This window comes from Haloterrigena salina JCM 13891 (genome assembly GCF_000337495.1).
GTDB lineage: Archaea > Halobacteriota > Halobacteria > Halobacteriales > Natrialbaceae > Haloterrigena > Haloterrigena salina.
On the sequence record NZ_AOIS01000067.1, the window covers coordinates 142,405 to 154,677 of the forward strand.

Below are 12,273 nucleotides of genomic sequence, written 5' to 3' on the forward strand. Positions count from 1 at the left end.
CGGTCTCCGTACTGGCCGTATGGGCGTGACAGAGCGGCCGACGTTTTCGTCCGACGCCAGCAGACGGATCTACGAGTACGTCGAGCGAAACGGCACCGTCGCGCGGCACAAAGTGATGGACGTGGTGTCGCTGCCGTCCGCGGAGTTCGAGTCCCACCTCGAGTCGCTGAAGGCCGACGGCTACCTCGAGGAGGACGGCGGCACGCTGCAGATCGCCGTCGAGTTCGGCGCGGTCGCGGAACACGAGACCGACGACCGAACGTTCGTCGTTCGGCCGGGACGGCAGTCCGACTTCGACGGGCTCATCGAGACGATCAGGGACGTCACGGCCGAGGAGACCTACGTCGTCGCCGAGGCCATCGCCGAGGAACTCCTCTACGAAGATACCGTCACCAGACACAACACCGTCAAATCCCGGATGTTCTTCGTCGCGACGGTCGACGGCGACGTCGTCGGCTGGACCCACCTCGACCTCCCGCAGGTCGACCAGTTACAGGGGACCGCCCAGCAGACCGTCGGCGTCCGCGAGGCCCACCAGGGACACGGAATCGGGAGCAAGCTCCTCCAGCGGGGCCTCGAGTGGGCCGAGGCCAACGGCTACCGGAAGGTGTACAACAGCGTTCCCATCACCAACGACCGCGCCCTCGAGTTCCTCACCGAACACGGCTGGGACACTGAGGCGATCCGCCGGGACCACTACGAGATCGACGGCGAACCCGTCGACGAGGTGATGATGGCCCGCGAGCTGTGAGCCGACGGTGCCGGGATTCTTGACCGCCCGGGCCGTGAGTTCCGACCATGACACGGATCGGAATCGTCGGCGCGGGTGCGGCGGCGGCCGCCGCCGCGTACGCGCTCGAGCAACGGGACGATGAGTCCGCGAGCGACGGCATTTCGGTGACGGTCCTCGAGAAGTCCGGCGGCCTCTGCGGGCGCGCGGCCACCCGTCGGCGAGCGGACGTCACCTACGACTACGGCGCGAACTACGTCAAATCCAACGACGAGCGGGTCGTCGACCTGCTCACGGAGGCCCTCGAGACCGACGGGCTGGTCGACGTCACCGACCCGGTCTGGACGTTCGATAGCGGTGGGGAGATCGCCGAGGGCCGGGACGCCGACGACCACAAGTGGACCTACGAGACGGGGCTGACCCAGATCGCCAAGCGCCTGTTCGACCGGACCGACGCGACGATCCACCGCAACACGCGAGTCCAGACGATCCATCGGGGGTCAAGCGCGGGGACGTGGCGACTCGAGGACGACGCCGGCGACCGATGGGGGCCGTTCGACGCCCTCCTGTTGAACCCGCCGGCGCCACAGACCGCCGATCTGCTACGGTCGGCCGAGTGGGACGGCGACGTTCGAGAGCGCCTCGCTGACGCCGTCGAAGCGGTTCCGTATCGAACGATCTGGACGGGCGTCTTCCACTACCCCTTCGAACTCGATCTTCCCTACTACGCGCTCGTAAACACGGACAAGGCCCACGAGATCGGGTGGATCGGCCGCGAGGAGTGCAAGCCGGGGCACGTCCCCGACGGCGAGTCGCTGCTCGTCGTCCAGGCCAACCACGAGTGGTCCGTCGACCGCTACGACGACGACCCGGACGCAACCCTCGAGGCCCTCGCCGAACTGGCTGCCGACCTGCTGGGCGACGGGCGCCTGCTCGAGCCCGACTGGACGGACCACCATGGCTGGCGCTACGCCTTGCCCGAGGACGGAATCGCTCTCGAGCCGGTCCGGGCCGCCGAGGACGCGGGGCTGTACTGTCTCGGCGACTGGGTCGCCGGCGAGGGGCGACTCCACGCCGCGTTACGGAACGGGCTCGAGACCGGCGAGCGTCTCGCGGAGAACGTATCGAACTGAGCGACCGGCTTCGCAGTGGCGCGCACTGGGACGTAGTGAGCGATATCGAGGTCGAACGAAGTGATGACCTCAGGGAAGCGAACTGCGTCCCGACACTGCGCGAGGGATGAGCGAGTGAGCAAAGCGAACGAGCGAATCGGCTGGGGAGGGTATGGAAATCCCTGTTGCCACGATAGTAGTGTGGTCGAGTACGAAGCGTCCTGTGTACCGTGGCAGCGCGGAATTGCCACGCCCTCCCAGCCGATTCGCTCACTCACTCTGTTCGATCGCTCATCCCTCGCACGGCTTCGGGACGTGGTTCGTAAAACTCACCCCGTCCCGGCGCGCGCCACCGAAGGAGAACGAATCCGAGCCGGCACCAACATTCCGGATCGAGAGACCGATTACTCCGCCGTCGGCTCGAGTCCCACCCGATAGTCGGTTAGGTTCTCGTAGCCGTCCTCGGTGACGACGATCAGGTCCTCGATGCGGACCCCGCCCACGGCGGGATCGTAGATGCCGGGCTCGATCGAGATCACGTGCCCGGGCTCGAGGTCGCCACCGGCGGGCGAGACGCTCGGCTGTTCGTGGATGTCCAGCCCGACGCCGTGGCCGGTGCTGTGGATGAAGCCGGTCTCGGTGTTCGGATCGCTCCGGAGGGTGTCGTAGCCGGCGTCCTCGATGACGTCGCAGGCCGCGCCGTGGACCTTGGCGCCGGTGGCGCCCGCTTCGACGGCCTCGAGGGCGTCCTCGTAGGCCTCCCGCGTGACCTCGTACCGCCGTCGAGCTTCCTCGCCCGGCTCGCCGCGGGCGAAGGTGCGGGTCATGTCCGCGAAGTAGCCCGTCTCCTTGTCCCGCGGGAAGATGTCGATCACGATCAGTTCGTCGGCCGCGAGCGGGCCGCTCCCGCGGTCGTGCGGGTCGGCCGCGTCGGCGCCGCAAGCGACGATCGTCTCGTCGAGCGCGCAGCCGTGGCGCAACAGCGTGATCTCGATCGCCTCCGTGACGCGCTCGCTGGTCAGCGGCTCGCCGTCCCGCACCAGAAGGCCGTCCTCGATATCGGCGGTCGCGATCAGCTCCTCGGCGCGGGCCATCGCGGCCTCGTTGGCCCGCTGGCTCGAGCGAATCTGCTCGAGTTCCCAGTCGGTCTTCGTCGCGCGGACGGTCTCGACGATCCCCTCGGACTCGACCGTCACCGCGAGTCCCTGCTCGCGGAGGCCGTCCGCGGTCCCCGTCGGGAAGTTCTGCGGGACGGCGATCGATTCGACGCCGTGGTCCTCGAGAAACGCCGCGATCGCGCGGTTCTTGGCCTCGTAGGCGCCGTGCTCGCCGACCAGCTCCTGGTAGTCGTAGGTCGACAGCCGCGTCACGGAGTCGGCGCTCGAGTCCGCCGTCGCGCGGCCGTACTCGAGTCCCTGTCTCTTATACACATCTCTGAGCGNGGGATCCGGCGCCGTGAAGCCGGAGACGTACCGCTGGTCGGCGTCCGAGGCGTCGTCGTCGATCAGGTAGCCGTCCAGCCCGTCGCTCTCGAGGTGCTCGCGCAACGGGGCGAGGTCGACGTCGAGTTCCATAGCGGGTGTGGAACGGGCGGCCACATAATCTCGGCGGGACCGGTTTCACTCGCTCACTTCGTTCGCTCGGTCATCGGTCCCGCCGTAGTCACACTCGCTTCGCTCGCGTGACTGCCGGCGAGTCCAGTTCCGTTCGCTCCGGTCACTGGACTCGAGTGCGGTACCGGCCGACCCACAAACTTATAAATTTCGACTACAGTCTTCCGTGCATGAAGCGTCGACGGTTTCTGACGGTCGGTGCCGGCGCCGGCGTCTCGCTCGCCGGTTGCGTGAGCTATCCGTCCGCCGACGACGGGCCCTCGAGCGAGGCGCTGCTCCGCGACGCGATCGAGACGCGTCGCCACCTGAACGATCTCAGGGCCCGCCGAACGCTGTCGGTCGAGACGCCGTCTGACACCGTCGAACGAACGGAACGCGTCGTCCGCAAACCGCCGGCCAAGCAGCGCCTCGAGGTCCTCGAGTCGACCGATCCGGACGCGCCGGTCGGGTCGGTCACCGTCACCAACCGCGAGACGACGTGGGAGTACAACCCCGAGGAGGAGCTCGTCGATATCCAGTTTCACGGCACCAAGGTCGACGCCGACCGGACGCTGCGGGTCCTCGAGAGCCTGCTCGAGAACTACCGGCTCGGCTACGAAGGGACGACGACAGTCGACGGCCGGGAGGCCCACGTCGTCGAGACGCGGCCGCCGATCGAGGAGACCGGGCGGCGTCTCAATCTCGTCGTCGGCGATACGACTTACGCCGTCCCGCTGTCGACCGACGACCTCGAGGATCTCGAGGTTACCCGGACGATCTGTATCGACGACGAGTACCGGTATCCGGTCAGGGAGCGCAACGAGGTCCGCGACGGCGGCGAGATCCGCTACCGGCTGACCGTCACCTACGAGGACCTCGCGATCGACGAGGGCGTCGACTCGGAGACGTTCACCTACCAGCCGCCAGCGGACGCGACGGTCGTCACGGACGGGACGGAACCGGAGGGGATCTTCGACTCGATCGACGAGGCCGAGGCGAACGTCCCCTACGAGCTGCCGGAAGCGGCGATCCCCGACGCCTACCTCCTCGATCGAATCACCGTCGTCGAGCGAGCCGAGAAGTACGGCGGGGTGACGACGACGCTGTGGTACAACGATCCGAACGTCGTCGCCCGCGAACTCTACGTCGTCGTCCGCGAACAGGGCCGGTTCGATCCGGACGTCCTCGAGGAGATCGAGATCGACGGCCGGACGGCCTACTACCGGGACGGGCGGATCCAGAGCATCTTCTGGGACTGCGACGACCTGAGCTACGAGGTCTCGAGTCTGGTCGAGGGCGAGCCGATCCGAGAGATCGCAGCCTCGATCGGCTGTCCGTAGGCGCTCGCGCTCAGCCGAAGATCCGCAACAGGCCGAGCGTCCAGCGGACGAGTTCGGAGACGACGAGGAGCCCGCCCTCGGGTCGAGACAGTCGACGACCCGACCAGAGCGCGCCGACCGTCGCCGCCGTGACGGCCGTGAGCCACCAGAGAGACTCTATCGCGGCGGCGCCGACGGCGAGCGGCCCGACCAGCGACGCGAGTCCGAGAACGCCGAGCACGTTGAAGATGTTGCTGCCGAGCGCGTTTCCGACGGACATGGCGACGTGGCCGCGGCGCATCGCGACGAGCGAGACCGCGAGTTCCGGCGTCGACGTCCCCGCCGCGACGATCGTGCCGCCGATGACCCAGTCCGAGACGCCCGCCGTCCGCGCGATCGCCGACGCGGCTTCGACCATGAAGTGACCGCTGAGGAGAACGAGGATCAGTCCGCCCGCGAGCGCGAGCGCGTCGCGACCGCGAAACGAGTCGGGTGCGTCCGACGTCGCGATCCGAGAATCAGGGTACTCGGTGTCGATCGACGCCTCCGTTCGCTCGTCCCGCAGGACGTAGATCGTGTAGCCGACGAACAGCGCAACGAGGAGGAGGCCTTCGCCTCGTGTCACAGTCCGATCGAACAGCGCGCCGAATCCGACCAGCGTCGCGAGGAGCGCCGCGATCCCGTCTCGGTGGACGAGCGAGCGCTCGACGGGGACGACCGCGAGCAGCGACACGGCCCCGAGGACGACCGCGAGGTTGTAGATGTTCGATCCGATGACGTTGCCGACGGCGATCTCGCCGCTGCCCGCGAACGCGGCGTCGGTCGACACGACCAGTTCCGGCGTCGAGGTTCCCATCGCGACGATCGTCAGTCCGATCGTGAGTTCGGGGACGCCGAACCGGCGAGCCAACCGGACGACCGCGTCGACGAGCGTCCGGGCACCGAGCCACAGTCCGAGTACGGTCGCGCCGACGATCGCGATCTGGACGACCAGTCCTCCTTGAACCATGCGCCCGCATAGTTTCGGAAGGGACGCCTTAAATCTCAAGTCGACGGACCGCTTCCGCCGGACGGAACTCGCCACCCGCCGGACGGGGCGACCGCCGAACCGTCCGCAGCGACCGCACGGATCGGTATCGGTAAGGCGGGGCCACTCCACAGGGCGACCATGAACGTCACTATCACGCCCTCGAGCGTCGCGGGATCGGCGCGGGCACCGCCCTCGAAGAGCTACACGCACCGAGCGATCCTCGCCGCGGGCTACGCCGACGAGGCGACGGTCCGGGACGCGCTCTGGAGCGCGGACACGCAGGCGACCGCGCGGGCGGTAGACCTCTTCGGCGGCGACGTCACCCGAGCCGGGGACGCGTCCCTCGAGATCGACGGCTTCGACGGTCGGCCCGACGTGCCGGCGGACGTCATCGACTGCGCGAACAGCGGGACGACGACGCGGCTCGTCACGGCCGCGGCGGCGCTGGCCGACGGGACGACCGTCCTCACCGGCGACGAATCGCTGCGCTCGCGACCTCAGGGACCGCTGCTCGAGGCGCTCTCCGATCTCGGCGCTGAGGCGTACAGCACGCGGGGCAACGGGCTGGCGCCGCTGGTCGTCACCGGGCCGCTGTCGGGCGGTTCGGTCTCGATCCCGGGCGACGTCTCTTCCCAGTACATCACCGCCCTGCTGATGGCCGGCGCGGTCACCGACGAGGGGATCGAGATCGACCTCGAGACCGAACTCAAGTCCGCGCCCTACGTCGACATCACGCTCGAGGTGCTCGCGGACTTCGGCGTCGACGCCCGCCACACCGACGACGGCTTCGCGGTCGACGGCGGTCAGGCCTACCGGCCCGTAGGTGGTGACTACGCAGTCCCCGGCGACTTCTCGTCGATCTCCTACCCGCTCGCGGCGGGGGCGATCGCCGGCGACGAGGGCGACGGCGTCCGCATCGAGGGCGCCAACCCGAGCGCGCAGGGCGACACCGCCATCGTCGAGCTCGTCGAGCGGATGGGCGCCGACGTCGACTGGGACCGCGAGAGCGGCGTGATCGACGTCTCGAGCGCCCCCCTTACGGGTATCGAGGTCGACGTCGAGGACACGCCCGATCTGCTGCCGACGATCGCGACGCTGGGCGCCGTCGCCGACGGTGACACGCGCATTACGAACGCCGAGCACGTCCGCTACAAGGAGACCGACCGCGTGAGCGCGATGGCCGAGGAACTGGGCAAGCTGGGCGTCGAAACGACCGAGGAGCGCGACTCGCTGACGGTCCACGGCGGCGACTCCCGACTCGAGGGTGCCACCGTTTCNCGTTTCTGGCTGCGACGACCACCGGATCATCATGGCGCTGGCGCTCGCGGGGCTGGTCGCCGACGGCGAAACGATCATCGAGGGCGCCGACCACGTCGACGTCTCGTTCCCCGGCTTCTTCGAACTGCTCGAGGAGTTGGGCGTCGCTCTGGAGCGCGACGACGGGCAGTAGCGACGGCACTTACTCGGGAATCTCGAAGCATTCGAGTACGATGTGGTGTTCTGGCTCCGGCCCTCGCCACGAGACCGCGAGGTACTCGCCGGGATCGGCGCTCGAGTTCGTCGACTGATCGTCGTCGGTTTCGTCGGAGAGGTCGTCGCTCAGACAGCCCGCAGCACCGGTCGCTCCGGCGGCGAGCCTCGGAGGAGGATCTGGCGGCGCCGAACCATATTGCGTATTCACCATATAAGTAGTTGTGTTTTTGATATATAGTGCCGAAATGGTCTGAACGCGACGGGGGCGCCAGCGCGGCGGGCGGTCGGGCACCCGAACGGGAGCGGCGCTTTCGAGTGGCGCGGCTCGAGAACCGTGGGTCTCGACGTTCGGTGGCACTGCTCCAGCGGCCGGGCGGGTCGACCGTCGCTTCCCGGGGAAGTTAACTATTTACGATTACGGACAGTTGTGCTATACAATGGCAGACACTACACCGGTGATAGTTAGCGCTGTTAGAACGGCACAGGGTAAAGAGGACGGTGCGCTCGCGGACGTCCGCAGCGAGGATCTCTCGATTCCGCTGGTCGACGAGATGCTCGCGGAGACCGGGCTCTCGGGCGAGGACGTCGACGACCTGATGTGGGGCTGCGCCCAGCAGCGCGAGGAACAGCGGACGAACATCGCCCGCCAGATCGCGCTGTTCTCGGATCTGGGGGAGGCGGTCCCGGCGACCACCGTCGACCGGCAGTGCGCTTCCTCGGCGCAGGCGATCATCAGCGCCGCGGACTCGATCGCTGCGGGCCGCCACGACGCGGTCGTCGCCGGCGGCGTCGAGAGCATGAGTCGTGTGAAGATGGGGGCCGCCGAGAGCGGATCGATGTACCCCAAACTCGACGAGGAGTACGGGATGGAGAACCTCATGATGGGCCAGACGGCCGAGAAGGTCGCCGAGGAGTTCGACATCAGCCGCGAGGAGCAGGACGAGTACGCCGCCCGCAGCCAGCAGCGCGCGGTCGAAGCCACCGAGGAGGGCACGTTCGACGACGAGATCGTCCCCATCGAGACGGGAGACGGCGTCCACAACGAGGACGAGGGGCTCCGACCCGGTACGACCACGGAGAAACTAGCCGAACTGCCGACCGTCTTCAAGGAGGACGGCACCGTCACGCCGGGCAACGCCTCGCAGATCGCCGACGGCGCCGCCGGCGTCATGCTGACCAGTCGCGAACTGGCCGAGGACCGCGGCCTCGAGATCCTCACCGAGGTCGGCACCAGTTACGTCGCCGGCGTCGACCCGACGATCATGGGGGTCGGCCCCGTCCCCGCGACGAAGGGGCTGCTCGAGCGCGCCGGCCGCGAGATCGACGACTACGGACTGGTCGAGATCAACGAGGCCTTCGCCAGTCAGACGCTCTACTCCGCACGCGAGTTGGGGATTCCGATGGACCGACTGAACGTCAACGGCGGTGCGATCGCCATCGGCCATCCGCTGGGCTGTTCCGGAGCGCGCCTGCCCGTGACCCTGATCCACGAGATGAACCGCGAGGGCGTCGACCGTGGTATCGCCACCGAGTGCGTCGGCTTCGGGCAGGGCGCGGCGATCGAGTTCGAACTGCCCTGAGAGGGTTGGTCTGGGCTTTTTGGTCCAGATTTTGCGAGCGAGGCGCGGTTCGAACGGAGTGAGAACCGCGGAATGCGAGCGGGGAACGATGTGACCCGCGAGCCAGACCGTGAGCGAAGTGAGCGTGTCGAGCGAGACAAAAGGTGGTCGCGTCAGGGCGTGGCGATCGAGTTCGAACGACCTTGAGGAGATCGCTCCCGTTTATTGCGCCTTTCTCGAGCAGCGCTCAGTAGCCGAGATCGAACGCCCGGTTCGCGGCGAGCGCGCGGACCGCCGTTCGATACGGCCAGCGCATCGGAGCCGGTTCTCGTCTCGACGGTCCCGTCTTCGAGGACAACAGCTCGGTCGACGGACAGGGCTCGTCGAACGATGACGGCTCGAGCGCCGTCTTCCGGCGATCGGAGTCCCTCGTCGACCGCTCAACAGTGGTCCGACTCGGGCTCCGTCGTCATCTCGAACTCGTCGTCCTCGAGGACGAACAGCTCGGTCGACGGACAGGGCTCGTCGAACGACTCTTCCTCGAGGGTCGTCGATTCGACCTCGTCGCCGTCGACGGTCACGGTCACGGCGTACTCGGCCGGGTCGTGAAGGAAGACGACCACGTGCGCGTCGGGTTCGAGGTCGTAGTCCCCCTCGAAGGTGGCCGACTCGGCCTCGAGGTCGAGTCCGATCGACCGCTGGTCGTCGGTTCGGTTCCACAGACGGACGCGGTGGGGCGAGTCGTCGTCCGACGGGGAACCGATCGTCGCGCGAGCGATCGGATCGTCGGGGTTCGACGGGACCTCCGGGGTCGTCGACTCCTGGAAAACCGTCGCCTCGATCGAGGCGCAGCCCGCGATCGCGGCGCCCGAGGCGGCGACGCCGGCGAGCAGCGAACGGCGGTTCATAGTGTGATGACACTTACACCACTCGGCGCAAAGACGCTTTGGGTGGGTCGAGACGGCCGAATTCAGGATTCCGGGAGAGTCCGTCCGTCGGTCATTTCGTCGCAGCGCTGGGACGGACGCTCGCCTCGATGCCGCGTTCGGTTGAGTCGCTCGGAACGGAACCGATTCGGCGGCGACCGGCCGGCGAAGATCCTGCACCGCTAAGTGGCCCCGTCTCCCAGGAAGCCGTAATGAACGGCAACCGCTTCGGTCGCCTCTTTCAGGTGACCACGTTCGGCGAGAGCCACGGGGAGGCGATGGGCTGTACCATCTCGGGCTGTCCCGCCGGCCTCGAGCTCTCGGAGGAGGACATCCAGGAGGACTTAGATCGGCGAAAGCCGGGCCAGTCGATGATCACGACCAGCCGCGGCGAACCCGACGACGTCTCGATCAAGTCCGGGATTCAGGACGGCTACACGACCGGGACGCCGATCGGGCTGGTCATCCAGAACAAGGACGCCCGCTCGGGCAAGTACGAGCCGTTCATCACGGCGCCCCGTCCGTCCCACGGCGACTTCACTTACTCGGCGAAGTTCGGCACGCGAAACTGGGGCGGCGGCGGCCGCTCGTCGGCCCGCGAGACCGTCAACTGGGTCGCCGCGGGAGCCATCGCGAAGAAGCTCCTCGCGCGCGAGGGCATCGAACTCAAGGCCCACGTCAACCAGATCGGCGACGTCGAGGCGCCCGACGTGAGCTTCGAGGAGATCAAAGAGTACTCGGAGGAGAACGACGTCCGGTGCGCCCACCCCGAGACCGCCGCGGAGATGCAGGAGCTGATCGAGGAGTACCAGGAGGAGGGCGACTCCATCGGCGGCTCGATCTACTTCGAGGCACAGGGCGTCCCCGTCGGCCTCGGTGCGCCGCGGTTCGACTCGCTGTCCGCGCGACTCGGACAGGCCATGATGGCGGTGCCGGCGACGACGGCCTTCGAGTTCGGCCTCGGCCGCGAGGCCCGCGAGTGGACCGGCAAGGAGCGCAACGACGACTGGGAATTCGACGAGGAAGGGAATCCGACGCCCGTCGAGAACGACCACGGCGGTATCCAGGGCGGCATCTCGAGCGGCGAACCGATCTACGGCGAGGTCACGCTCCACGCGCCCACGTCGATCCCCAAGTCCCAGCAGACCGCCGACTGGGAGACGGGCGAGCTCAAAGAGGAGAAGGTCATCGGCCGCCACGACCCCGTCCTCCCGCCGCGGGGCGTCCCGGTCGTCGAGGCGATGCTCGCGCTGACGCTCGTCGACTTCATGCTGCTGTCGGGTCGGCTCAACCCCGACCGCGTCGACGACCAGCCCGGCGAGTACGACACGGACTACCACCCGAGCAACCCGCAAAACGAGTGATCGGCTAGTCGATCGACACGCCGATCTGTCGCATTCTCAGTCGTCGCTACCGGTGCTAACCGATAACTCGCTCCGCGTCGACGCCCGAGTATGGGTACTAATAACATTCCACAGCTAGATGTCGAGATCCCGGAGCTCTCGCAGGTCGCGTTCGTCGTCGAGGACCTCGAGGACGGCATGGATCGGTTCGACGGACTCCTCGGCATCGGGCCGTGGGAGATCCACCGATTCGAACCGCCCGCGCTGACCGATCGGACCTACCGCGGCGAGTCCCGCGAGTACTCGATGCGCCTCGCGCTCGCGCAACTCAGCGGGACGATGATCGAACTGATCGAACCGCTCGAGGGGCCGAGCATCTACACGGAGCACCTGGAGGAACACGGCGAAGGCCTCCACCACGTCGCCTGTTTCGCGTTCGACGATCCCCACGCGGTCGTCGACGAGTTCGAGTCCGCGGGGCTACCTGTGCTCCAGAGCGGGAACTTCGACGGTACCGAGTTCTGGTACTTCGACACCGCCGACGAACTCAACGGCGCGATCTTCGAGACCGCGGCGAACGTGGAGTCGATGCCGGAAGCGGACGCGACCTATCCCGAGTAGCGCGGTCGCGCAGTCGCGACGTTCCCGCCGGGCGACCGCCGACGGCTACAGCCGTTCCCACGCGATGTCCATCGGCGTCTCGTCCCCGACGAGCTGCGAGACGTGACAGCCCCGCTCGCCGAAGTCGACGAGGCGATCGACCGTCTCGTCGTCGGCGTCGGTCTCGAGTCGAATCGTCGCCTCGAGGCGGTCGACCGAGCCCCGTTCGGGTTCGGCCTCGGTCGTGACCTCGATGGTCTCGACCGGCGTCTCGCGCTTGTTCGCCTGGAAGCGAACGCTCAGCGAGAGACAGGAGGCCAGCGCGCCGAGGAAGACGTCGACCGGCGTCGGTCCTGTCTCCGAGCCGCCGGCCGACTCGGGTTCGTCGAACCGCCACTCGAACGAGCCGGCTTCGATAGTCCCGCCCATCCCTTCCGGGTTCCGGGCGGTGACGGTTCGCTCGGGCATCATTCGCGGACCACCTCGATCGACGTCGGCGTCAATGCTGGCGTCGGCGACCGTCGTTTCGATTCCGCGCCGCGATCGGCGGACCGCGAGCGGTCGAGGTCCCGTCTTCGGTGTGCTGGTA

10 protein-coding genes and 1 pseudogene are annotated in these 12,273 nt (G+C 67.7%); 7 read left to right on the forward strand and 4 right to left on the reverse strand.

Translation table 11 applies throughout. From position 1 onward, the window contains the following. Positions 1-19 precede the first annotated feature (19 nt). On the forward strand, positions 20-751 hold the full coding sequence (locus tag C477_RS21500) for a GNAT family N-acetyltransferase (protein WP_008896685.1): 732 nt from the start codon (positions 20-22) through the stop codon (positions 749-751). Between the two features lie 47 nt (positions 752-798). Next, positions 799-1,863, forward strand: coding sequence for an NAD(P)/FAD-dependent oxidoreductase (locus tag C477_RS21505; RefSeq protein ID WP_008896686.1), 1,065 nt, complete (start codon positions 799-801; stop codon positions 1,861-1,863). 383 nt (positions 1,864-2,246) lie between these two features. Here the strand turns inward: C477_RS21505 and C477_RS21510 are convergent, their stop codons facing one another. After that, the gene (locus C477_RS21510) at positions 2,247-3,416 is read right to left on the reverse strand and encodes a M24 family metallopeptidase (RefSeq protein ID WP_008896687.1); all 1,170 of its coding nucleotides are present in this window, start codon (positions 3,414-3,416) and stop codon (positions 2,247-2,249) included. Positions 3,417-3,625: 209 nt separating this feature from the next. On the opposite strand from C477_RS21510, the gene C477_RS21515 reads away from it, so the two are divergent. After that, entirely contained in the window at positions 3,626-4,774 is a 1,149-nt protein-coding gene (locus C477_RS21515; RefSeq protein WP_008896688.1) for a LolA family protein, read from the forward strand. A 10-nt stretch (positions 4,775-4,784) separates the two neighbouring features. On the opposite strand, the gene C477_RS21520 is transcribed toward C477_RS21515, so the two are convergent. Then, a complete protein-coding gene (locus C477_RS21520) occupies positions 4,785-5,762 on the reverse strand; it encodes a calcium/sodium antiporter (protein WP_008896689.1) in 978 nt (325 codons plus the stop codon). 159 nt (positions 5,763-5,921) lie between these two features. On the opposite strand from C477_RS21520, the pseudogene aroA reads away from it, so the two are divergent. After that, a pseudogene (gene aroA, locus C477_RS21525) lies at positions 5,922-7,233 on the forward strand (3-phosphoshikimate 1-carboxyvinyltransferase). 460 nt (positions 7,234-7,693) lie between these two features. Continuing rightward, a complete protein-coding gene (locus C477_RS21535) occupies positions 7,694-8,836 on the forward strand; it encodes a thiolase family protein (protein WP_049914760.1) in 1,143 nt (380 codons plus the stop codon). A 419-nt stretch (positions 8,837-9,255) separates the two neighbouring features. Here the strand turns inward: C477_RS21535 and C477_RS21540 are convergent, their stop codons facing one another. Next, positions 9,256-9,723, reverse strand: a complete 468-nt coding sequence (locus C477_RS21540; protein ID WP_008896691.1) for a hypothetical protein — start codon at positions 9,721-9,723, stop codon at positions 9,256-9,258. Between the two features lie 230 nt (positions 9,724-9,953). On the opposite strand from C477_RS21540, the gene aroC reads away from it, so the two are divergent. Further along, positions 9,954-11,105: a chorismate synthase gene (aroC, locus tag C477_RS21545; protein ID WP_008896692.1), complete on the forward strand. Its 1,152-nt coding sequence runs from the start codon at positions 9,954-9,956 to the stop codon at positions 11,103-11,105. Positions 11,106-11,195: 90 nt separating this feature from the next. After that, on the forward strand, positions 11,196-11,705 hold the full coding sequence (locus C477_RS21550; protein ID WP_008896693.1) for a VOC family protein: 510 nt from the start codon (positions 11,196-11,198) through the stop codon (positions 11,703-11,705). A 45-nt stretch (positions 11,706-11,750) separates the two neighbouring features. On the opposite strand, the gene C477_RS21555 is transcribed toward C477_RS21550, so the two are convergent. After that, positions 11,751-12,155, reverse strand: coding sequence for an OsmC family protein (locus C477_RS21555; protein ID WP_152423375.1), 405 nt, complete (start codon positions 12,153-12,155; stop codon positions 11,751-11,753). Positions 12,156-12,273 lie beyond the last annotated feature (118 nt).